We start from the raw sequence: 21,835 nt of genomic DNA on the forward strand, positions 1-21,835 counted from the left end.
CCGGCGTCCCGAATAGGGCCATATGATCCTTTTCTGACGGATCGCCGCTATTTTGGTGACGGTGTCGGCGGCGAAGGGACACGGCATGGACCGCACGCGATGGGCAGCGCTGCTCGCCCGTCCGGCACTGGTGGTGGTCGGTGCCTTCTCTCTGGTCATTGCGTTCGGCACCGCGCTGCTTGTCCTCCCCGTCTCGGCGGAGAACGGGCGGGCGTCGAGCGTGGTGACCGCCGTGTTCACCGCGACCGGCGCGATGTCCGGAGGGCTGTCCGTCGTCGACACCGGCAGTCACTGGAACACATTCGGTGAGGTCGTGGTGCTGGGCCTGATCCAGCTCGGCGGCTTCGGCATCATGACGTTCGCCTCGCTCCTCGGGCTGCTGGTCTTGGGCCGGATCCGGCTGGGCCTGCAGCTGACTGCGCAGGCCGAGACGGGGAGCCTGGGCATCGGGGATGTCCGCAGAGTCCTGCTCGGCGTCGCCAGGATCACCGTGGTCGTGGAACTGGCCGTCGCTGCATGGCTGATGCTGCGCTTCCGCTTCGCCCACGGGCAGCCGATCGGGGAGGCGGCGTACTACGGGCTGTTCCACGCGGTCTCGGCGTTCAACAACGCCGGCTTCGGTCTGCGCCCCGACAATCTCGTCGGCTACGCCTCCGACATCTGGGTCATGCTGCCGATCGCTGTGGCCTGCATCCTCGGCAGCATCGGCTTCCCCGTGCTGCTGGAACTGCTGCGCAGCGGCCGCTCGGGCGCGTTCGTGCGGTCCGCCCGCCACTGGTCGCTCCACACCCGGCTCACCCTCCTCACCACCGCTGTCCTGCTCGTTGTGGGAAGTGTGTTCACCTGGCTGCTGGAGTGGTCCAACCCCGGGACCCTCGGACCGCTCACCTGGCCGGACAAGCTGTCCAACGGTTTCTTCAACGCCGTCACCGCTCGCACGGCGGGCTTCAACAGCGTCGACGTCGGGGAGATGAAGCCCGCGACTCTGCTCGTCACCACCGTGCTGATGTTCATCGGCGGTGGCAGTGCGAGCACCGCGGGCGGAATCAAGGTCACCACCTTCGCGGTGCTGGGCACGGCGATTCTCGCCGAGGTGCGTGGCAACACCGCCGTGGAGGTGATGGGCCGCCGGATCACATCCTCCGTACTGCGCCAGGCGCTGACCGTCGCGCTGCTGGGTGTGGGCGCGGTCATCGTTTCCACCATGGTTCTGCTGACGATCAGTGACGAGCCGCTGCTGGCGGTCCTCTTCGAGGCCACCTCGGCGTTCGGCACCTGCGGACTGACCACGGGCATCACCGGTGACCTGCCGGAGGCCGGGCAGCTCATCCTGGTCGCACTGATGTTCATCGGCCGGATCGGCCCGATCACCGTGGCCTCCGCGCTCGCGCTGCGCGTACGCGGCCGCCTCTACCAGCTGCCCGAGGAGCGGCCCGTCATTGGCTAGTGCTCTGACCGCGTAGGTTCGCCGGGTTGGGGGTCGTGGCGGTTGGATGTGTGGTGACGTCCGATCCGACCGCTGGAGGCGCGGTGGCCGAGCCTGTCCGTGTGCGCAGACTGACCGACCAGGAGGGGCAGCGGCTGCAGCAGATCGTGCGCCGGGGCAGCACGAGTTCGGTGCGATACCGGCGCGCGATGATGCTGCTGGCCTCGGCCGGCGGGAACCGGGTGCCGGTGATCGCCCAGCTGGTCCAGGCCGACGCCCGCCACCGCGACGTCCTGGCCGCCGAACGCCGAGAACGCGCCCGCATCCGCAGTGAGAAACGCATCCGCTGGGGCGGACGCCCCCCTCAAGACCGCGGCCTGAGCCAACTGGCGACCCAATGAGGTCACAGCATCAGCAGTCGAGCGGGGACGAAGAAGTGACGGACAGGTGGTCCTGGTGCCGGATGGGGCCTCAACGCCGCGCGTGGCGGATCTTCAACCGTCCGAACCCCATGGTTCCGGAGATCCGGATCCTCGGCCCGCCGGGGCGGGAGCGCCGCCGGGTCTTGTAGAGCGAGTCTTTCCACCCGGTGCGCAGAGCCTCGACGTCGACGATCGCGTCGCGAGGCACCGTGATCTTGGCCCTGCCGGTGCCGAGTTGCAACTCGATGTCGACTACCGGATGCTCGATGACCGCCCGGGACAGGTCCAGGTGCACCCTTCCGAATGCGGACTCGACCTTGAGGATCCGAGGTACCCGCCATGCGCCGCGCCGCCGGATCCGTCCGCCGGCGGCGGCAATCCTGGACGTGGTGCCCGCATTCTCCTCCGGGAGCGAGGCCAGAGGCGACACGAGCTCGCTGCGTGTCTTGGCGGTGAGCACCTGGTGGAGGCGTTCGTCCAACTCCTCGTGCGAGATGTGCCCTTCGGCGTACGCCTCCTGCAGGCGCTGCACGGCCGTGTCGCGGTCGTCTTCGCTGATCAGCGACGGCGGGTCTTCCGGCAGAGAGGTCACCGTCTCACTCTAGTGCCGTGCCGACGATGCGAACACGCCAAGGCCCTTAGCGGGCAAGGCAATTGATGGGGATGCCAATCGCTCGTCTTCATGGCCTTGATCGCCCAATCCGGCGAACCTATGCGGTCACACTGTTACGTGCACCGACTGTGCCGCAGCACGCGCTGCATCCGCCGAACTCGGCGCCGAACCGGTGCGCCGCATGCTCACGCGGAGATTCTCGCGCCCCGCATGCGCTGTGAGGCGGACTTTCCGGTGGCGTAGTGGATGTACTCGCTCTCCAGCCGGAATCCGGCGGTCCAAGCCAGCAGTCGGCTCGGGCGGTTGTCGCGGGAACAGGACCAGCTCGCGGTGCGGCCCCGTTCGGTGATGTCCGCGCACAGCGCGGCGACGCACGCGAGGGCGAGGCGTCTGCGCCGGTGGTCCGCAGTGGTGACGCAGGCGATGTCCTCGTAGGCGCTTCCGAGGAACCGGGTGCAGGCCAAGGCAAGGACTCGGCCCTTGTGGAAGGCGGCCCAGCCGAGCCCGGAGGCGGCGAGGCCGGTCGGGCCACCCCAACTTCCGTGGATCCAGGCCAAATCGGCGTCGAGTGCGACGAGCGCCGGGGTGTCCTCGGGGACCAGCCGGCGCACCGTCACGCCACGCGGCGGGCGGGGTGCCTCTGCGGGCGCGCGGTGTACGTACACCATCCGTTCCCACGGTACGACCTGGGCGAACGCGGCACCCAGGGCCGGAAGGAAGCGCTCCGGGGCCTCGATGTAGCTGTCGGCGAGATGCGTCAGGGAATCCGGGGTGAGGGCGCGCGGATCGCCTCGGAGCAGCACATGGTCCGCCCAGGCGACCGCGACAGCCCGCGGCTGGACGGCCCGGTCCGCCCAACACTGTCCGGCCCCGGTGGCCAGGACATGTTCGGCCAGGGCCGCGGCGCCGGGTGCCCCGGCGGGGAACCAGTCGGCGAGGGCGGGGAGACGGGGCGTCTGAAGCTGGATCACGGGAGAGACCACCTGACTTCGGCTGTGGGGTGGATCTGGTCGGACGTGGTTCAACGAGGGCTTCGGTCTCATCGCTCTTCTGGGCCCCCGGTCCCACCGGCTGACCGGTGGGACCGGGCACCGGAGCCCCTGCGCCAACGCCACATAGGGTGATGGCGCAGGGGCAGCGTTGTCCCTTCTAGCGGTGTGGCCGACGAGGACGTCGGCGAGCTTGTTGAGGCGCTTGACCGTGCGGACTTCGGTGGCGGCCGGAGCGGGCTCGACGCGCTCGTCGCGGTCGTAGTAGGCGCCGTTGACGATCTCGACCGCCGGGTCGCAGAGCCGTACGACGTGGGCGGCGCCGTCGGCAGCAGTGGCCCCCTTGAGGGCGTACAGCGGCAGCAGCGCGGTGTCGCAGATGCCGGGGTGGAGGGAGGCGGCTGTGACCCGCGGGTCGGCGGCGAAGACGGTCAGCGCCAGCTGTGACTGGGCGTAGGCCGCGAGACGCGAGTAGCGGCGGGCGCGGTTGGGGTCGCTCCACTGGATGGAGCCCGTGCGGTGAAGCGAGGAGGAGACGTTGATGACGCGCCCGCCGGGTTCGCTGGTGAGGGTCTCCTCCAGCAGGCCGGTGAGCAGGTAGTGGGCGAGGAAGCTCACCTGGAAGGCGATCTCGTTGCCGTCGTCGGTGACGGTGTGGCGCTCGGGGGCGGCCATGGCGGCGTTGTTGACCAGGACGTCCAGATTCGGGTGCTCCAGGACCACGCGGGCGGCCATTGCCTCCATTTCATCCAGGCGTGTGAAGTCGGCGGCGAATGCGCACAGGTGGGTGGCGTCGACCCCGGCGGTCGCGGTCAGCCGGTCGATCGTGGCCCGCGCCTCTTCGGCGATGCGGCCGTGAACGAGGACGGTGGCGCCGCGCTCGGCCAGCTGCCGGGCCGTCTCGTAGCCGATGCCGGAGGTGGCGCCGGTGACCAGCACGGTCCGGCCGGACAGGGATGCAGAAGACATGATCAGTTCCTGGGAACGGGCACGCGCCGATGCCCTCGCTGTGGAACGAGAGCACGCGACGTGCGAAGGGTGTGGGTACGTACGCCCTTCAGGGAGCGGGCGTACGGGAAAGAAAGCGGCCGCCGTCAGGAGGCCGCGGGCAAACGGTGCGTCACCGCACCGGCGGGTGAGCAGCGCGCACGGCCGGGGGCACCCTATGGGGTGGCCGGTCGTCATGGCGCAGGCTGCTGTTCACGCCTTCATGCAACTGGCTTGCGGGCACGGGCTCAAGAGTCCCGTGCGGTCCTTGACGGTGCTCTGATGGGTGTCAGCCCAGACCGGGGATCGTCGAGACGAGCAGGTCGATCAGCTTGATGCCGAGGAAGGGCAGCACTAGACCGCCAAGGCCGTAGACGGCGAGGTTGCGGCGCAGCAGGTCGTGCGCGGACGCCGGGGTGTAGCGCACGCCGCGCAGAGCGAGCGGGATGAGCGACACGATGATCAGGGCGTTGAAGATGATCGCCGAGGTGATCGCGGACGTGGGGCTGTGCAGGCCCATGATGTTGAGCGCTTCGAGGCCCGGATACGCACCCGTGAACATCGCGGGGATGATCGCGAAGTACTTCGCGACGTCGTTGGTGATGGAAAAGGTGGTCAACGCCCCGCGTGTGATGAGGAGTTGCTTGCCGATCGAGACGATCTCGATGAGTTTGGTGGGGTTGGAGTCGAGGTCGACCATGTTCCCGGCTTCCTTGGCGGCGGAGGTGCCGGTGTTCATCGCGACGCCGACATCAGCCTGGGCGAGGGCGGGGGCGTCATTCGTACCGTCGCCGGTCATGGCGACCAGCTTGCCACCGGCCTGCTCGCGCTTGATCAGGGCGAGCTTGTCCTCGGGGGTGGCCTCGGCGAGGAAATCGTCGACACCCGCCTCCTGCGCGATGGCGCGCGCGGTCAGCGGGTTGTCACCGGTGATCATGACGGTACGGATGCCCATGCGGCGCAGCTCCGCGAACCGCTCCCGGATGCCCTCCTTGACCACGTCCTTGAGGTGAACGATCCCGAGGACTCGCGCCCCGTCCCAGTCGTGCACCGCCACGAGCAGCGGGGTGCCGCCGGAGGCCGCGATGGAGTCGGCGAACATGCCGGCCTCAGCCGGTACGGTCCCGCCGCGCATCTGCACCCAGTCGGTCACCGCGGACGCGGCGCCTTTGCGGATGTGGCATGCCGCGCCGTTGTCCCAGGCCAGGTCGACGCCCGACATCCGGGTCAGCGCGGAGAAGGGCACGAACTGCGCATGGCTCAGCTCTCCTTCGGCGGGCTCCCGCAGACCGTACTTGCGCTTCGCCAGTACGACGACCGAGCGGCCCTCGGGCGTCTCGTCGGCCAGCGAGGAGAGCCGGGCGGCGTCGGCGAGGATCAGCTCGTCCACGCCGGGCAGCGGTACGAATCCGGCGGCCTCGCGGTTGCCGAGGGTGATGGTGCCGGTCTTGTCGAGCAGCAGGGTGTTGACGTCGCCTGCGGCCTCGACCGCGCGGCCGCTCATCGCCAGCACATTGCGCTGGACGAGCCGGTCCATACCGGCGATGCCGATCGCGGAGAGTAGGGCTCCGATGGTGGTCGGGATCAGGGTGACCAGGAGGGCGACGAGCACCGTGGTCGACTGGGCGGCGTGCGCGTAGGCGGCCATTGGCTGGAGTGCCACGACCAGCAGCACGAAGACGATGGTGAGCGCCGCCAGCAGGATGTTGAGCGCGATCTCGTTGGGGGTCTTCTGCCGCGATGCTCCTTCGACCAGGGCGATCATCCGGTCCAGGAAGGAGTGACCGGGGCGGGAGGTTACCCGTACGACGATGCGATCGGAGAGCACGGTCGTACCGCCCGTGACACCGCACCGGTCGCCGCCCGACTCCCGGATGACGGGGGCGGACTCGCCGGTGACTGCGGACTCGTCGACCGCCGCGACCCCGTCCACGACGTCGCCGTCGGCCGGGATCAGCTCGCCGGCCTCGACCAGCACGAAGTCGAACAGGCGGAGGTCGGTCGCGGCGACGGCCTCCGTCTCGGCACGGTTCAGGTCGATGCCGACGCGCCAGGTCCGCAGTCGCAGCGCGACCGTGTCCGTACGCGCGCGGCGCAGGGACTCGGCCTGCGCCTTGCCGCGGCCCTCGGCGACGGCCTCGGCGAGGTTGGCGAAGATCACCGTCAGCCAGAGCCAGACACTGACGACCCAGGTGAAGACAGAAGGGTGGAACAACGCCGAGAGAGTGGTCAGCACCGATCCCGCCGCGACCACGAACAGTACGGGCTTCCTGACCAGGGCCCGTGGGTGCAGCTTGCGGACGGCCTCCGGGAAGGACTTCAGCAGCTGTACGGGATCGATGAGCCCACCCTGTCGGCGCCGGCGACGAGGAGGCCGGTGGTCCGGCCCACTCCCTGGGGTCCGGCCTGTGGGAGCCGTAGGGGCCTGCTGAGGAGCGGCGGGAAGCATGGATGAGACCTTCTGATGGGTCCGGGCCCCGCATGGGGTGGGCCGGGGGAGTCGGCAGGGGACGAACCGCGGGCGAACCCCAGGGGTGCTGTCATGCCACTGACGTCCGCGACCTTGAGCGGCCACAGGGAATTTAGGGGCCAAGGTGCGGTCAACTCGCCTTGTTCCCAGGGAATTTACGGCCCTCTGACGGCTTCCCCGGCCTGGCGTCAAGCGTGTGTCAAAAAGTACTGAAAGGGCGTCAGGGAGCGGTAAGTGCCCCGGCCGCCCGCTCCTCGGCGGTGACCGGAAAAGGTCGCGGCCAGTGGGTCACACCCTCGCGGTCGGTGTAACGGCCACCGGTTTCTCCGCAGGTCGGCCGGGGCGGGCGTAAGAGAGTCGTCAAGAGCGCGCCAATGGCCGTAAGGGACCCGTCAACGGCGCCGGTGCCGGGTCGGAAACAGGCTTTGCTCTGGGGGTCCGAACATTCCCGCACCTCTCTCAGGAGCTCACGATGGCCGACGTGGCCTTCGTCGTCACCACGATCGCGGTCTTCGCGTTGGTGGCACTCATCGCCAAGGGGGTGGCAAAGCTGTGACCGCCGAGAACATCGTCGGCCTTGTCGTGGCCGTCGCCCTGCTGGGTTACCTCGTCCTCGCCCTTGTGTACCCGGAGAGGTTCTGAGCACAGTCATGAGCCCCTTTCTCGCTGGTGTGCTCCAGCTGCTCGCGCTGATAGCCGCGCTGGCACTGGCATACCGTCCTCTCGGCGACTACATGGCCCGCGTCTACTCCTCGACCCAGCATCTGCGCGTCGAGAAGTGGATCTACAAGGCCGTCGGAGCCAATCCCAACGCCGAGATGCGCTGGTCCGCGTACCTGCGCGGCGTCCTCGCCTTCTCCGCCGTCAGCGTCCTCTTCTTGTATCTGCTGCAGCGGATCCAGGGCTCGCTGCCCGGATCTCTGGGCTTCTCCTCGATCGACCCGGACCAGGCGTTCAACACCGCCGCGTCGTTCGTGTCGAACACCAACTGGCAGTCGTACTACGGCGAACAGGCCATGGGCCACGTCGTCCAGACCGGCGGCCTCGCGGTGCAGAACTTCGTCTCGGCGGCCGTCGGCATCGCGGTCGCGGTGGCGCTCGTACGCGGCTTCGCCCGATCCCGCACCGGTGAGCTCGGCAACTTCTGGGCCGACCTGGTCCGTGGTGTCGTACGCATCCTGGTCCCGATCTCGGTGATCGGCGCGATCGTGCTGGTCGCCGCCGGCGCCATCCAGAACTTCTCCGGGATCCACGAGGTCGGCCAGTTCCTGGGCGGCTCTCAGCAGTGGAACGGCGGCGCTGTCGCCTCCCAGGAGGTGATCAAGGAGCTGGGCACCAATGGTGGCGGTTACTTCAACGCCAACTCGGCCCACCCCTTCGAGAACCCCAACCCGTTCTCGAACCTCTTCGAGATCTTCCTCATTCTGCTGATCCCGTTCTCGCTGACCCGGACGTTCGGCCGGATGGTCGGCTCGATCAAGCAGGGCTACGCGATCCTCGCCACGATGGCGACCATCTGGGTCGGCTTCGTCCTGCTCATGATGTGGACGGAGTTCGCGGGTCACGGTCCGGCGTTCGAGGCCGCGGGCGGTGCGATGGAGGGCAAGGAGACCCGCTTCGGCATCAGCGGCTCGGCGATCTTCTCCGTCTCCACCACGCTGACCTCGACGGGTGCGGTCAACTCCTTCCACTCGTCGAACACCGGCCTGGGCGGCGGCATCAACCTGCTGGGCATGCAGCTGGGAGAGATCGCCCCTGGTGGCACGGGTTCCGGCCTCTACGGAATGCTGATCATGGCGATCATCGCGGTGTTCATCGCGGGCCTGATGGTCGGCCGTACGCCGGAGTACCTCGGCAAGAAGATCTCCACCCGCGAGATCAAGCTCGCCGCCTGCTACATCCTCATCACCCCCGCCCTGGTGCTCTGCTTCACCGCCGCGTCGCTGGCGCTGGACACCCCGGCCGACTCGATGACCAACTCGGGCGCGCATGGCTTCTCCGAGATCCTCTACGCGTACACCTCGGGCGCCAACAACAACGGCAGCGCATTCGCCGGCCTGAACGCGGACACGCAGTGGTTCAACACCACGATCGGTCTCGCGATGCTGCTCGGCCGGTTCCTGCCGATGGTGTTCGTCCTCGCCCTGGCGGGTTCGCTCGCCGAGCAGAAGCCGGTCCCGGCCACCGCGGGCACGCTGCGTACCGAAAAGCCGCTGTTCACCGGGCTGCTGGTCGGCACGATCATGATCATTACCGGTCTGACCTACTTCCCGGCCCTGGCGCTGGGTCCGCTCGCCGAGGGGCTGGCGTCATGACCACCGACATCAAGAAGCATGAGGAGCCCGGCTCCATGTCCACCGCCACTCCGACCCGGGCGCCGCACTCCGACGTGCCGACCGGTCACAAGACCGAGCCCGGACGTGTCGGCGGGGGTCTCTTCGACCCCAAGCAGCTGCTCAAGTCCTTCCCGGACGCCGTCCGCAAGCTCGACCCGCGGGTGATGATCAAGTCGCCCGTGATGTTCGTGGTGCTGATCGGCTCGGTGCTCACCACCGTGCTGGCGCTCAAGGACCCCGGCGACTGGTTCGGCTGGGCGATCACGGCCTGGCTGTGGCTGACCACGATCTTCGCCAACCTCGCGGAGGCGGTGGCCGAGGGCCGGGGCAAGGCGCAGGCCGACACCCTGCGCAAGGCCAAGACCGACACCGTCGCCCGTCGTCTGGCCAAGGGCGGCGAGCCCGGCAAGAACGAGGAGCTGGTGCCCGGCACCGAGCTGCGTATCGGGGACCTGGTGGTCTGCGAGGCCGGCGACGTCATCCCCGGCGACGGAGACGTCGTCGAGGGTGTGGCGTCGGTCGACGAGTCCGCCATCACCGGTGAGTCGGCCCCGGTCATCCGCGAGTCCGGCGGCGACCGCAGCGCGGTCACGGGCGGTACGAAGGTGCTGTCCGACCGCATCGTCATCAAGATCACGACGAAGCCGGGCGAGACCTTCATCGACCGCATGATCAACCTCGTCGAGGGTGCTGCCCGGCAGAAGACCCCGAACGAGATCGCGCTCAACATCCTGCTCGCCTCACTGACGATCGTCTTCCTGCTCGCGGTCGTCACCCTGCAGCCGTTCGCCATCTACGCCGGCGCCAGGCAGTCCCTGATCGTGCTGACCGCCCTGCTGGTCTGCCTCATCCCGACGACCATCGGCGCGCTTTTGTCCGCGATCGGCATCGCGGGCATGGACCGGCTCGTACAGCGCAACGTACTGGCGATGTCCGGCCGCGCCGTCGAGGCCGCGGGCGATGTGTCGACGCTGCTGCTCGACAAGACCGGCACGATCACCCTCGGCAACCGCCAGGCCGCCGAGTTCGTCCCGGTCAAGGGCACGACGGAGGCCGAGCTGGCGGACGCCGCCCAGCTGTCCTCGCTCGCCGACGAGACCCCCGAGGGCCGCTCGATCGTCGTACTGGCCAAGGAGAAGTACGGGCTCCGCGAGCGGCACCAGGGCGAGCTCGTGGACGCGGAGTGGGTGGCCTTCACCGCCCAGACCCGCATGTCCGGCGTCGACCTCTCCGAGGACGGAGAGGCCCGCAAGGTCCGCAAGGGCGCGACCGGCTCGGTCGTCGCCTGGGTCAAGGAGCGGGGCGGCAGTGTCTCGGAGGACACCCAGGAACTCACCGACCGGATTTCACAGGCTGGTGGTACGCCGCTGCTGGTGGCTCGTCAGGATGAGCGCGGCGCACGTGTCCTGGGCGTCATTCACCTCAAGGACGTCGTCAAGGAGGGCATGAGGGAGCGGTTCGACGAGCTGCGCCGCATGGGCATCAAGACGGTCATGATCACGGGTGACAACCCGCTGACCGCCAAGGCCATCGCGGAGGAGGCGGGTGTCGACGACTTCCTCGCCGAGGCCACCCCCGAGGACAAGATGGCCCTCATCAAGCGCGAGCAGGCCGGCGGCAAACTCGTCGCGATGACGGGCGACGGTACGAACGACGCGCCCGCACTGGCGCAGGCGGACGTCGGAGTGGCCATGAACACCGGCACCTCGGCCGCCAAGGAGGCCGGGAACATGGTGGACCTGGACTCCAACCCGACCAAGCTCATCGAGATCGTCGAGATCGGCAAACAACTCCTCATCACCCGGGGAGCGTTGACGACCTTCTCCATCGCCAACGACGTCGCGAAGTACTTCGCGATCATCCCGGCAATGTTCGCGGTCGTATATCCGGGCCTGGACAAGCTCAACATCATGAACCTGTCCTCCCCGGAGTCGGCGATCCTGTCGGCCGTCGTCTTCAACGCGCTGATCATCGTCGCGTTGGTGCCGCTCGCCCTGAAGGGCGTGCAGTACCGGCCGATGAGCGCCGACAAGATGCTGCGCCGCAACATCGGGATCTACGGACTCGGCGGCCTGGTCGCACCGTTCATCGGCATCAAGATCATTGACCTGCTCATCTCCCTCATCCCTGGCATCGGGTGACGTCATGAACAACTCTTTCAGCGGCACCACACGGCTCATCGGGGCAGGGCTCCGCGCCCTCCTCGTCCTGACCGTCATCTGCGGCGTCATCTACCCGCTCGCCGTCACCGGCGTGGCACAGGCTCTGTTCAACGACAAGGCCAACGGCTCCGAGATCAAGTCCGGCGGCAAGGTCGTCGGCTCGGAGCTGATCGGGCAGACGTACAACCTGCCGAAGAAGAACCCCGACGACGCACAGGAAGCGGCGGTCCCGGACCTGAAGTGGTTCCAGCCGCGTCCGTCCAACGGCCTGGGCTCCAACAGCGTCAACACGCAGTACTCGCTGATCCTTTCCGGCGCGACCAATCGGTCCGGCGACAACAAGGAACTGATTCAGTGGGTGACCGACGCCAAGAAGGCGGTCGTCGCAGACAACGAGGCGAAGGGTTACAAGCCCAAGCCGTCGGACGTGCCCGCCGACGCCGTCACCTCCTCCGGCTCCGGCCTGGACCCGCACATCTCCCCGGAGTACGCCAAGATCCAGGTCCACCGCGTCGCCGAGAAGAACAACCTCGACGTCAAGCAGGTCGACAAGCTCGTCGCGGACAACACGGACGGCCGGATCCTCGGCTTCATGGGCGAGCCCCGGGTGAACGTCCTCAAGCTCAACATCGCACTCAAGGAACTCACCGAGAGGTGAGTGTCTTACGCCGATGGGCGGGAGCCCGAGGCCCGAGGAGTCTCCTCGGGCCGACGGCTCCCTCCCCAGTCCATGACGACACGCTCCTCGTGCACAACGGAAAGGCGGCACACCGATGACTCGGGTGCTGGTGGTGGAGGACGAGCCACAGCTCGTACGGGCTCTCGAAATCAATCTCAAGGCACGCAAATACGAGGTGGATTCAGCGCCCGACGGAGGCACTGCTCTCCGGCTGGCCGCCGCCCGCCACCCCGACGTCATACTGCTGGACCTCGGCCTGCCCGACATGGACGGCATCGAAGTGATCACCGGGCTTCGCGGCTGGACTCGTGTGCCGATCCTCGTGGTCTCCGCCCGCCGGAGCTCCGACGAGAAGGTCGCAGCGCTCGACGCGGGGGCCGACGACTACATCACCAAGCCGTTCAGCATGGACGAACTGCTGGCCCGGCTTCGGGCCGCATCTCGCCGGACGACGGCTTTGGCGCCTACCGAGGATCCGGCGAGTGTCGCGACCGAGGACTTCACCGTCGACCTGATGGCCAAGAAGGTCAAGCGGGACGGGCGCGATGTCCGCCTCACCCCGACCGAATGGCACCTGCTGGAAGTGCTGATCCACCATCGCGGGCGGCTTGTCACCCAGAAGCAACTGCTGCAGGAAGTGTGGGGCCCCACCTACAACACCCAGGCCAACTATCTCCGCGTCTACATGGCTCAACTGAGGCGCAAACTCGAACCAGACCCTTCGCATCCCCGGTATCTCATCACCGCCCCCGGTATGGGCTACCGCTTCGAGATGTGAGGCCCTCCGCGGTCCAGCAGGCCGTTGTGAACGCGGAGCGGCAAACAAGCCTTTGACTGCAAAGATCGGAACCATGGGACGCGGCAAGCTCCGGATCTACCTCGGCGCGGCACCCGGCGTCGGCAAGACGTACGCGATGCTCTCCGAGGCGCACCGCCGGACCGAACGTGGCACGGACTGTGTGGTCGCGTTCGTGGAACACCACAACCGGCCCCGCACCGAAGTGATGCTGCACGGCCTCGAGGAGACTCAGCGCCGCGAGATCGAGTACCGCAACACCGTCTTCACGGAGATGGACGTCGACGCGGTGCTGGAGCGCCGCCCGGCCGTCGCCCTTGTCGACGAGCTCGCCCACACCAACGTCCCGGGCTCGCGCAACGCCAAGCGCTGGCAGGACGTCGAAGAACTGCTCCAGGCCGGCATCGACGTCGTCTCCACGGTCAACATCCAGCACCTGGAGTCGCTCGGCGACGTGGTGGAGTCGATCACGGGAATACGGCAGCGCGAGACCGTCCCCGACGAGGTCGTCCGCCGCGCCGACCAGATCGAGCTGGTCGACATGTCGCCCCAGGCACTTCGCCGCCGGATGGCTCACGGCAACATCTACAAATCCGACAAGGTCGACGCGGCCCTGTCCAACTACTTCCGGCCCGGCAACCTCACCGCACTGCGCGAGCTGGCGCTGCTGTGGACGGCAGACCGCGTCGACGAATACTTGCAGGAGTACCGCACCGAGCACCGGGTCTCCAAGATCTGGGGCTCCCGCGAACGCATCGTGGTCGGTCTCACCGGCGGCCCCGAGGGGCGCACCCTCATCCGCCGCGCCGCCCGGCTCGCCGAGAAGGGCGCCGGCGGCGAGGTACTGGCGGTCTACATCGCCCGCAGCGACGGCCTGACCGCCGCCTCGCCCAAGGAACTCGCCGTCCAGCGAACACTGGTCGAGGATCTGGGCGGAACCTTCCACCACGTCATAGGCGACGACGTCCCGTCCGCCCTGCTCGACTTCGCGCGCGGGGTGAACGCCACCCAGATCGTGCTCGGCGTCAGCCGCCGCAGGACCTGGCAATACGCCTTCGGCCCCGGCGTCAGTGCCACCGTCGCCCGTGAATCGGGACCCGACCTCGACGTTCACATCGTCACCCACGAAGAGGCAGCCAAGGGCCGGGGCCTGCCCATGGCCCGCGTCGCCCGCCTGGGCCGAGCCCGGATCATCTGGGGCTGGCTGATCGGCGTGGGCGGCCCGGCACTGCTCACGTACCTGCACACCAGCATCGTTCCCGCAATGGGCCTGCCCAACGACATGCTGCTGTTCCTGTCGTTGACGGTCGGCGCCGCGCTGCTCGGCGGACTGCTTCCCGCCCTGGCATCGGCCGCCTTCGGCTCGCTGCTGCTGAACTACTACTTCACGCCGCCGCTGCACCTGTGGACCATCGCCGACCCCAAGAACATCGTCGCCATAGTGGTCTTCTTCGCGGTGGCCGTCTCGGTCGCCTCCGTGGTGGACCTGGCGGCCCGCCGCACCCACCAAGCCGCCCGGCTGCGCGCCGAGTCCGAGATACTCTCCTTCCTCGCGGGCAACGTGCTGCGCGGCGAGACAAGCCTGGAAGCGCTGCTCGACCAGGTCCGCCAGACCTTCAACATGGAATCCGTGGCGCTGCTGGAGCGCGCCGGCGACGTCGAGCCGTGGACCTGCACCGGCAGCGTGGGGATGGCCCATCCGCTCTCACGCCCCGAGGACGCGGACGTCGACATGCCCGTCGGTGACCACATGGCCCTGGCCCTCTCCGGCCGCCTGCTGCCGGCCGAGGACCGCCGGGTACTGGCCGCCTTCGCGGCCCAGGCCGCCGTGGTACTGGACCGTCAGCGCCTGGTCGGCGAGGCCGAACAGGCCCGCGAACTGGCCGAGGGCAACCGCATCCGTACGGCCCTGCTCGCCGCCGTCAGCCATGACTTGCGTACGCCACTGGCCGGCATCAAGGCCGCCGTCTCCTCCCTCAGGTCCGACGACGTGGAGTGGTCCGACCAGGACCGCGCAGAGCTCCTCGAAGGCATCGAGGAGGGCGCGGACCGCCTCGACCACCTCGTCGGCAACCTCCTCGACATGTCCCGCCTCCAGACCGGCACCATCACCCCGCTCATCCGGGAGATCGACGTCGACGAAGTCGTCCCGATGGCGCTCCGCGGCGTACCGCAGGACAGCGTCGTTCTCGACATACCCGAAGACCTTCCGATGGTCGCGGTCGACCCGGGCCTGCTGGAACGCACGGTCGCCAACATCGTCGAGAACGCGGTCAAGTACGCCCCCGACGGCGAGCCCGTGGTGGTGTCTGCCAGTTCCATGGCGGACCGTGTGGAAGTCCGGGTGACAGACCGCGGCCCCGGTGTCCCGGACGAGGCGAAGGACCGTATCTTCGCCCCGTTCCAGCGCTACGGCGACGCCCCGCGCGGCGCCGGGGTCGGCCTCGGCCTGGCGGTCGCCCGCGGCTTCGCCGAAGCGATCGGCGGCACGCTGTCCGCCGAGGACACTCCCGGTGGCGGCATGACCATGGTCCTCACGCTCCCCGCCGCGTCCGGCCACCCGCCGACCCACCCGGACCTCCCGGCTACAGCCACATCCTGACGGTCCGCCCGTCGCTGTGTGCTGGGTCAGGGCTGTCGTGCGCGGTACAGATCGCGTATCAGGGCGATCTCGGCTCCGTGGTGCAGGACTTCCTGGTTGACCCACCACACGATGTCGATGAACGGCTCCTCCGGGTCGCTGCCGTGCGGATAGGTGCAGTAGCCGACGGTGTCGAGTGCGGCGTCGTCGATGCTCAGCAGCGCCTTCCGCCAGGCCGTGGCGCCGGCGTCGAACTCAGCGACGGCACCTGCCACGTTCCCGCTGATGCGGTAGTCGTCCCGGGTGAGGGTGTGGCCGCCGGCTGTGTGATCGGCGCGGAGGGACAGCATCTCGCTCAGGTGGCTCAGGCGCCACGCGATGGTGGTGAAGGGCGGCGGCCAGGGGTGCGGGTAGGACGCGGTGTCACGTCCCCAGTCTCCGGTGCCGGCCAGGAGGGTCGCGCGCGGACCCGGTCCGGCCGCACGCAGCCGGACCGACCAGCACTCTTGCACCGGCTCCCAGAAGTACTCCTCATCGGTCATAGGGCCGACCTTGGTCTCCGAACCGTCACCGCTGTCCATCACCGGCCCTGCCATGCGGTTGGCCAGGCGCTCACATGCGAAGTCGAACTGCTGCAACAACGGGGTCAGGCGAGGTGCTGTCATGGACGCTCCCATGGCGAGCTGGCTGGTAGGTGCTTGGAGGAGGGACGAACTGATGCCCCGCCAGTGTGGCCCAACCAGCAGCACCCCGCCTCTCATTTACCGAGGGCCCTCACCGCAACGTGCCTGAGCGGCGGCCGGCCCGGCCAGCAGTTACGGGACACCTTTAACGTCCCACTTCCGGTGGGAGTGGGACGCGTGCACGACCGCGCGGGGCGACGCATCGTTCGAGTTGTGCGACGCGCTGTTGTGCCCGGACGGTCCGGTGCGGACGCTGGTCGATCTCGCGCTTGCACCCGGACACCGTCGCAGTCACTTGGCGGCGTCGTACGCGGCGGGGCCGGTGGCACGGTGGGCGGCGGGAACGCGCCCGGAACCGGCCCCCGTATCTGCCGCCGCACAAACTGCCTGAGCCCAACCGGCAGCCCGGGCCCGTGTTCGCGTCGGAAGGGCTGCCTGCTGTTTGACCTCGTGTCTCACCTGGTGCGGAATGCTTGGCGGTAGGCCGTAGGCGAGACACCGATCGTGGTGGCGAGGTGCTGGCGCAGTGAGGCGGCGGTGCCGAAGCCGGCGTGGGCGGCGACCTCGTCGACCGGCAGGTCGGTGGCCTCCAGCAGCCGTCGCGCGTGCTCGACACGCTGCTGGGAGAGCCACTGGCCGGGCGGCATGCCGACCTCGTCACGGAAGCGTCGACAGAATGTCCGGACGCTCATTCGGGCGTGCCCCGCCAGCTCGCTCAGGGCCAGCGGGCGGTGAAGCTCTCGCAGAGCCCAGTCGCGCGTCGCCGCCGTGGTGTCCGTGGAGGGCTCCGGCATGGGGCGTTCGATGTACTGGGCCTGGCCGCCCTCCCTCCATGGGGGTACCACGCAGAGCCGGGCCACCCGGTTGGCGATCTCGCTGCCGTGGTCACGGCGTACCAGGTGCAGGCAGAGATCGACTCCGGCTGCCACTCCCGCCGCCGTGAGGACCTGGCCGTTGTCGACGAACAGCACATTCGCATCGACCTCCACCTGCGGGAAGGCGCGCTGGAAGTGGTCGGCCTCGTTCCAGTGCGTGGTGGCGGGGCGGCCGTCGAGCAGGCCGGCGGCGGCGAGGACGTAGGAGGCGGTGCAGATGGAGACGATTCGGGCGCCGGCCGGCAGGAGGGCCAGGGCGCGGGCCACTTCATCGGGCAGCCAGTCGCGTTCCTCGTCGGGACCGCAGGTGAAGGGTGGGATGACAAGGGTGTCGGCCGTCCGGAGCGCCTCGCTCCCGTGGGTCACGGTGATGGCGAAGTCGGCGCTGGTGGTGACCGGGCGGCCGTCCAGGCTGCAGGTGGTGATTTCGTACAGCGGCTCACCGTCAGGTCCGGCGGCGCTGCCGAAGATCCTTACGGGAATGCTGAGTTCGAAGGGATAAACGCCTTCGAGGGCCAGGACCACGACACGGTGCATGGCAAGATTCTTTCAGATACTGGCAATCTTGCCGCTCGTTCTGGGCGCTGGAAAGCGAGAAGCTTGATCCAAGCGAGGCCGCAACGGCCCGAATGGACAAGGGGGATGACGATGCGTGCGATTGGTCAGGACGGTTTCGGCGGGCCCGAGGTACTGAAGATGATCGAGGTGGAGCGCCCGGAGCCCGGGCCGGCCGAGGTGCTGGTGCGGGTGCACGCGGCCGGGGTCAACCCGACCGACTCCTGGCACCGGGCCTCCGGTGGGCTGGCAGGTGCCGTGATCCGGCTCGGCTGGGACGTCTCCGGCGTCATCGAGTCCGTCGGCCCGGGGGTGACCACACTGGCTCCTGGGGACGAGGTGTTCGGCATGCCGCGCCACCCGCTTCCGGCCGGTACGTACGCCGAGTACGTGTCGTCCCCGGCCCGGCACCTGGTGCGCAAGCCCGCAGGTCTGACCCACGTACAGGCCGCCGCGCTGCCACTGGCGGCGCTCACCGCCTGGCAGGCCCTGGTCGACGTCGCCGAAGTGCGGCCCGGCCAAAGGGTATTGATCCATGCGGCGGCGGGCGGCGTCGGCCACCTTGCCGTGCAGATAGCGAAAGCCCGCGGTGCCTACGTGATCGGCACCGCCCGTTCGGCCAAGCACGACTTCCTGCGTGAACTCGGCGCGGATGAGCTGGTCGACTACACCAAAGCCGACTTCGAGACGGCCGTCGAACCGGTCGACGTGGTCATCGACGCGATCGGCGGCGCCTACGGGCCGCGCTCCCTGCGCACCCTCCGCCCCGGCGGCGTACTCGTCTCCCTCGCGTCCCCGGCTGAGGCGTACCTGACCGACGAGGCGCGCCCCCTGGGACTGCGCGCCGCTTTCATGGCCGTGGAGGCCGACCAGGCAGGCATGCGGGAGATCGCGGCCTTGGCCGAGGCGGGCCTGCTGCGGCCCGAGATCGACACCGTGCTTCCACTCGAGGAGGCGGCGAAGGCTCATGAACTCGGCGACACCCGCCGCACCACCGGCAAGATCGTCCTCTCCGTCACCGACTGACCACCCAAGGGATGTTCCGATGACCACCTTCGTTCTCATACCCGGCGCCTGGCACGGCGCATGGACCTTCGAACCGCTGGCCCGGCAGCTACGCGCGCACGGACACGATGCCTACCCCCTGACGCTCACCGGAGTGGGGGAGCGCAGCCACCTGCTCACCGCCTCGGTCAACCTCGACACCCACATCGATGACGTCGTCAATCTCCTGACGGACCAGCAGATCGCTGACGCCGTGCTGGTAGGACACAGCTACGGAGGCATGGTGATCACCGGCGCCGCCGACCGCGTCCCGGACCGGGTGGCCGGACTGGTCTACATCGACGCCATGGTCCCCGAAGACGGCGACTCCTGCTGGTCCCTGGTCACCGATCAGGAGCGGGCCTGGTACCTCGACGGGGCACACGAGACCGGCTTCACCAGCGCCCCCCTGCCCTTCTTCGACCCCCGGGCCACCCCGCACCCTCTGGCCTCCCTGCTCCAGTCAATCCGTCTGGAAGGCGGCCTCGACCGGTACCGGAGCCGGGACTACCTCTACGCCACCGGCTGGGACGGGCAGTCTCCGTTCACCCCGCTCTATGAACGGCTCGTCGACGACCCCGCCTGGCGCACGCACGCCGTCGCATCCGGCCACAACGTGATGCGCGACGCGCCTGACGAGCTGCTGAAGATCCTGCTGGCGGCCGCGCAGAACCTGTGACGAACCCCCCTCCGGCTCGACGGGGGGTTACTCCTCGGGCCCGGGCATCCCGGCGAGTTGCCCGCACAAGGCCCGGCAGGCCGACAGAACGTGCTCCTCCGCGGCTTGTTGCAGCGCCGGGATGTCCCCTTCGCCGATCAGCCGTACCAGCTCGCGGTGCTCGTCGACGACGATCGCGCGGTAGGCCTCGTACCCGAGCCGTACGCGGGTCAGCTGAAACAGGCGGACCTGTGAGCGCACGCCTTCCCAGCCGTCGTACAGGCGGCGGTTGCCGGCGAGGCGGTAGATCCGGTCGTGGAACTCCAGGTCGAAGGCCAGCAACCGAGGACCGTCGGCGCCTTCGGCGAGTTCCGCCGCCATCGTGTCCACGATCCCGTTCAGCTCCGCGATTTGCTCCTCGGTGGCCCGCTCCGCGGCGAGGCGCGCGGCCAGCCGCTCGAGCGCCGCACGGACGGCGTACACCTCCTCGGCCTCGTCCGCTGTCACATCGATGATCTTCGTGCCCCGGTGCCACGCGCTGCGGATGAGCCCCTCCCGCGCGAGCACGGCCAGCCCCTCGCGGACCGATCCCCTGCTGATGTCCAGCGCCGCCGCGAGCTCGACCTCGCGCAGAGGCGCACCAGGCGGAAAACGCCCGGCGAAGATCGCCTCTCGAATGCAATCGGCGGCCTCTTCGGCCAGGCCCCGCCGCCGCGCTCTGCCCACAGCCGGGTTCTGACCCCCAACCGGAACTCCAAGTATGTCCATAAAGCCTAATGTTGACATTCAGTCATGCGGAGGGTCAAAGTCATGACGACAACCCGACAACCACGGAAGGAGCCTCGTATGAGCCGCCCCTGCTTTCACGTATTCCAGGACGAGTCGGACGAGTCAAAGGTGTTCGCGAAATGAGCCGAGGCGTACTGGTGACCGGCGCATCTCGGGGAATCGGACGTGCCGTAGCCACAGCGTTCTCCCGACAGGGCGATCGGGTCGCAGTGCACTGCTCCACCCGGCGGTCCGACGCGGAGGAAACCCTCGCCGGCCTCGCCGGGAACGGCCACACACTCGTCAGCGGGGACCTCACCGACCCCGCGCGCGTCGAAGCCCTGGTCGCCGAAGCCGACGAGGCACTCGGCGGCGTGGACGTACTGGTGAACAACGCTGCTGTGATGATTGCGCACCCGCCGGCCACTACGTCCTACCCGGACTGGCAGGACGCATGGCAGCGCACCGCCGCGGTGAATCTGTTCGGCACGGTCAACGTCACCTATTGCACCGCCCATCGCATGATCGAGCGTGGCCGGGAGGGGCGGATCGTCACCATCGGCTCGCGCGGCGCGTTTCGGGGCGAGCCCGACCACCCGGCATACGGCGCCACCAAGGCGGCGCTGCACGCCTTCGGGCAGTCACTGGCCGTCTCCCTCGCGCCCCACGGCATCGCGGTCGCCGCGGTGGCGCCCGGCTTCGTCGCCACCGAACGGGTCGCCGACCGGCTCAGTGACGCGGAGGGCGATCGGATCCGCTCACAGAGCCCCTTCGGCAGGGTCGCCACACCGGACGAGATCGCCTCCGCCGTGCTCTACCTGGCCTCTCCCGAAGCCACTTGGTGCTCGGGCGCGGTACTGGACGTCAACGGAGCTTCGTATCTACGCACCTGAACTTCTACCTCTGATCTTGGCCAGTGCTTCGCCCTTCAGGGGGGAAGGGTCATCCTTGGGCCGGAGGGCTCTGCGCCTGCGTGGTGACGGTCAGACGGGGCGCTGCTGGTTTTCGATGTACTGCTTGACAACGGTCAGGGGTGGCCCGCCGCACGATCCGGCGAAGTAGGAGCCGGACCAGAAGTGTCCGCCCCACAGGTACCGGCGGACACGGCTGTCGTACTCCTGGCGGAGCCTGCGGGAGCTGACGCCCTTGAGGGAGTTGACCAGCTTGGAGAGCTGGACCTTCGGCGGGTAGTGCACGAGCAGGTGCACGTGGTCCTGTTCTCCGTTGAACTGTTTCAGCTCGGCTTCGAAGTCGGCGCAGACCTCCCGCATGATCTCTTCGGTGCGGGTCAGCATGGCGTCGGTGAACGCCTTCCGCCTGTACTTAGTGACGAAAACCAAGTGAACGTGCAGGTTGTAGACAACATGGCGACCGGTTCTGGCATCGGGATTAGGGTTCCAGCGCGGTGACATAAAGCTAGGCTCTCGATTGTGAGTCAAGATACCCTGGTCAAGCGGCAGTTCGGGCATCGTGCCCGGCTTGTGCTGTCGCCTGCCGAGGTGTTGAAGGCCGATGACCAGGCGCACGCGGCTCGCACCATGTGAAACCTGCTGCACGCCTGGTGGCAGATGATGCCGAAGGAAGAGCGGACTCTCGGACACGCGGACGCCGCGATTCGCCAGGCCCGCGAGGACATCGACTTCCTTGCTGTCCTGCCCGCGCAGGCCGCGCAGGCGGTGCTCAAGACGTACTTCCAGGCGTGGAAGAACTGCTGGGAGGGCCGGGCTGATGCCCCGAACTTCAAGGGCCGGTTCCGCACGGTGATGTCCGTGGACGTCCCGCAGGGCCGGG

The 21,835-nt window shown here is 68.5% G+C and carries 17 protein-coding genes and 3 pseudogenes; 12 read left to right on the forward strand and 8 right to left on the reverse strand.

Translation table 11 applies throughout. The features are described 5' to 3' along the window. Nucleotides 1-61: 61 nt before the first annotated feature. A complete protein-coding gene (locus J7I98_RS34230) occupies nt 62-1,447 on the forward strand; it encodes a TrkH family potassium uptake protein (protein WP_374225201.1) in 1,386 nt (461 codons plus the stop codon). An 83-nt stretch (nt 1,448-1,530) separates the two neighbouring features. Further along, a pseudogene (locus J7I98_RS34235) lies at nt 1,531-1,701 on the forward strand (IS630 family transposase); the annotation flags it as partial. A 196-nt stretch (nt 1,702-1,897) separates the two neighbouring features. Here J7I98_RS34235 and J7I98_RS34240 read toward each other — a convergent pair. The 4 genes and pseudogenes from J7I98_RS34240 to kdpB (J7I98_RS34255) form a co-directional block, all read right to left on the reverse strand. Then, a complete protein-coding gene (locus J7I98_RS34240; protein WP_214928950.1) occupies nt 1,898-2,440 on the reverse strand; it encodes a DUF1707 domain-containing protein in 543 nt (180 codons plus the stop codon). Between the two features lie 206 nt (nt 2,441-2,646). Further along, entirely contained in the window at nt 2,647-3,504 is an 858-nt protein-coding gene (locus J7I98_RS34245; RefSeq protein ID WP_308378036.1) for a GNAT family N-acetyltransferase, read from the reverse strand. A 108-nt stretch (nt 3,505-3,612) separates the two neighbouring features. Further along, nucleotides 3,613-4,419: pseudogene (locus tag J7I98_RS34250) on the reverse strand (SDR family NAD(P)-dependent oxidoreductase); the annotation flags it as partial. Nucleotides 4,420-4,726: 307 nt separating this feature from the next. Further along, complete coding sequence (gene kdpB / locus J7I98_RS34255) at nt 4,727-6,886, reverse strand: potassium-transporting ATPase subunit KdpB (RefSeq protein WP_214928951.1); 2,160 nt, start codon at nt 6,884-6,886, stop codon at nt 4,727-4,729. Nucleotides 6,887-7,459: 573 nt separating this feature from the next. Here kdpB (J7I98_RS34255) and kdpF point away from each other — a divergent pair. The 6 genes from kdpF to J7I98_RS34285 all read left to right on the forward strand — a co-directional run bounded on the left by kdpF (nt 7,460) and on the right by J7I98_RS34285 (nt 15,482). Next, nucleotides 7,460-7,549, forward strand: a complete 90-nt coding sequence (kdpF, locus tag J7I98_RS34260) for a K(+)-transporting ATPase subunit F (RefSeq protein WP_175264873.1) — start codon at nt 7,460-7,462, stop codon at nt 7,547-7,549. A gap of 8 nt (nt 7,550-7,557) precedes the next feature. Beyond that, on the forward strand, nt 7,558-9,222 hold the full coding sequence (kdpA, locus tag J7I98_RS34265) for a potassium-transporting ATPase subunit KdpA (RefSeq protein ID WP_214928952.1): 1,665 nt from the start codon (nt 7,558-7,560) through the stop codon (nt 9,220-9,222). Next, a complete protein-coding gene (gene kdpB / locus J7I98_RS34270; protein WP_214928953.1) occupies nt 9,219-11,384 on the forward strand; it encodes a potassium-transporting ATPase subunit KdpB in 2,166 nt (721 codons plus the stop codon). Before kdpA ends, kdpB (J7I98_RS34270) begins: the two co-directional genes overlap by 4 nt. 4 nt (nt 11,385-11,388) lie before the next feature. Further along, on the forward strand, nt 11,389-12,063 hold the full coding sequence (locus tag J7I98_RS34275) for a potassium-transporting ATPase subunit C (RefSeq protein WP_214928954.1): 675 nt from the start codon (nt 11,389-11,391) through the stop codon (nt 12,061-12,063). Nucleotides 12,064-12,178: 115 nt separating this feature from the next. After that, the gene (locus tag J7I98_RS34280; protein WP_214928955.1) at nt 12,179-12,862 is read left to right on the forward strand and encodes a response regulator; all 684 of its coding nucleotides are present in this window, start codon (nt 12,179-12,181) and stop codon (nt 12,860-12,862) included. 73 nt (nt 12,863-12,935) lie between these two features. Beyond that, nucleotides 12,936-15,482, forward strand: a complete 2,547-nt coding sequence (locus J7I98_RS34285) for a sensor histidine kinase KdpD (RefSeq protein WP_214928956.1) — start codon at nt 12,936-12,938, stop codon at nt 15,480-15,482. 26 nt (nt 15,483-15,508) lie between these two features. Here the strand turns inward: J7I98_RS34285 and J7I98_RS34290 are convergent, their stop codons facing one another. Both J7I98_RS34290 and J7I98_RS34295 read right to left on the reverse strand, forming a co-directional pair. Further along, nucleotides 15,509-16,126, reverse strand: a complete 618-nt coding sequence (locus tag J7I98_RS34290) for a DinB family protein (RefSeq protein ID WP_214928957.1) — start codon at nt 16,124-16,126, stop codon at nt 15,509-15,511. Between the two features lie 473 nt (nt 16,127-16,599). Beyond that, entirely contained in the window at nt 16,600-17,556 is a 957-nt protein-coding gene (locus J7I98_RS34295; protein ID WP_214928958.1) for a GlxA family transcriptional regulator, read from the reverse strand. 111 nt (nt 17,557-17,667) lie between these two features. On the opposite strand from J7I98_RS34295, the gene J7I98_RS34300 reads away from it, so the two are divergent. Then, entirely contained in the window at nt 17,668-18,600 is a 933-nt protein-coding gene (locus J7I98_RS34300) for an NADP-dependent oxidoreductase (protein WP_214928959.1), read from the forward strand. A gap of 19 nt (nt 18,601-18,619) precedes the next feature. Next, nucleotides 18,620-19,297 carry an alpha/beta fold hydrolase gene (locus tag J7I98_RS34305; protein ID WP_214928960.1) on the forward strand — a complete coding sequence of 226 codons (678 nt, stop codon included), beginning with the start codon at nt 18,620-18,622 and terminating at the stop codon, nt 19,295-19,297. Between the two features lie 27 nt (nt 19,298-19,324). On the opposite strand, the gene J7I98_RS34310 is transcribed toward J7I98_RS34305, so the two are convergent. Then, nucleotides 19,325-20,002, reverse strand: a complete 678-nt coding sequence (locus J7I98_RS34310) for a GntR family transcriptional regulator (protein ID WP_308378035.1) — start codon at nt 20,000-20,002, stop codon at nt 19,325-19,327. Between the two features lie 182 nt (nt 20,003-20,184). Here J7I98_RS34310 and J7I98_RS34315 point away from each other — a divergent pair, with 182 nt between their 5' ends. Further along, nucleotides 20,185-20,937 (forward strand): SDR family NAD(P)-dependent oxidoreductase, encoded by a 753-nt coding sequence (locus J7I98_RS34315; RefSeq protein WP_214928962.1) that lies wholly within the window; start codon nt 20,185-20,187, stop codon nt 20,935-20,937. A gap of 90 nt (nt 20,938-21,027) precedes the next feature. Here J7I98_RS34315 and tnpA read toward each other — a convergent pair whose 3' ends face one another. Then, nucleotides 21,028-21,456 (reverse strand): IS200/IS605 family transposase, encoded by a 429-nt coding sequence (gene tnpA, locus J7I98_RS34320; RefSeq protein ID WP_214928963.1) that lies wholly within the window; start codon nt 21,454-21,456, stop codon nt 21,028-21,030. A 135-nt stretch (nt 21,457-21,591) separates the two neighbouring features. On the opposite strand from tnpA, the pseudogene J7I98_RS34325 reads away from it, so the two are divergent. After that, nucleotides 21,592-21,835 (forward strand): annotated as a pseudogene (locus tag J7I98_RS34325) (RNA-guided endonuclease TnpB family protein); the annotation flags it as partial.

This window comes from Streptomyces sp. ISL-98 (assembly GCF_018614055.1).
Classification (GTDB): Bacteria; Actinomycetota; Actinomycetes; order Streptomycetales; family Streptomycetaceae; genus Streptomyces; species Streptomyces spiramyceticus.

What these genes read in the sequence shown, in the direction of transcription:
- kdpA (WP_214928952.1), top strand. Translation starts at nt 7,558, where the DNA reads ATGAGCCCCTTTCTCGCTGGTGTGCTCCAGCTGCTCGCGCTGATAGCC.
- J7I98_RS34315 (WP_214928962.1), top strand. Translation starts at nt 20,185, where the DNA reads ATGAGCCGAGGCGTACTGGTGACCGGCGCATCTCGGGGAATCGGACGT.
- J7I98_RS34285 (WP_214928956.1), top strand. Translation starts at nt 12,936, where the DNA reads ATGGGACGCGGCAAGCTCCGGATCTACCTCGGCGCGGCACCCGGCGTC.
- J7I98_RS34245 (WP_308378036.1), bottom strand. Translation starts at nt 3,504, where the DNA reads ATGAGACCGAAGCCCTCGTTGAACCACGTCCGACCAGATCCACCCCAC.
- kdpB (WP_214928953.1), top strand. Translation starts at nt 9,219, where the DNA reads ATGACCACCGACATCAAGAAGCATGAGGAGCCCGGCTCCATGTCCACC.
- tnpA (WP_214928963.1), bottom strand. Translation starts at nt 21,456, where the DNA reads ATGTCACCGCGCTGGAACCCTAATCCCGATGCCAGAACCGGTCGCCAT.
- J7I98_RS34290 (WP_214928957.1), bottom strand. Translation starts at nt 16,126, where the DNA reads ATGACAGCACCTCGCCTGACCCCGTTGTTGCAGCAGTTCGACTTCGCA.
- kdpB (WP_214928951.1), bottom strand. Translation starts at nt 6,886, where the DNA reads ATGCTTCCCGCCGCTCCTCAGCAGGCCCCTACGGCTCCCACAGGCCGG.
- J7I98_RS34295 (WP_214928958.1), bottom strand. Translation starts at nt 17,556, where the DNA reads ATGCACCGTGTCGTGGTCCTGGCCCTCGAAGGCGTTTATCCCTTCGAA.
- J7I98_RS34275 (WP_214928954.1), top strand. Translation starts at nt 11,389, where the DNA reads ATGAACAACTCTTTCAGCGGCACCACACGGCTCATCGGGGCAGGGCTC.
- J7I98_RS34280 (WP_214928955.1), top strand. Translation starts at nt 12,179, where the DNA reads ATGACTCGGGTGCTGGTGGTGGAGGACGAGCCACAGCTCGTACGGGCT.
- J7I98_RS34305 (WP_214928960.1), top strand. Translation starts at nt 18,620, where the DNA reads ATGACCACCTTCGTTCTCATACCCGGCGCCTGGCACGGCGCATGGACC.
- J7I98_RS34300 (WP_214928959.1), top strand. Translation starts at nt 17,668, where the DNA reads ATGCGTGCGATTGGTCAGGACGGTTTCGGCGGGCCCGAGGTACTGAAG.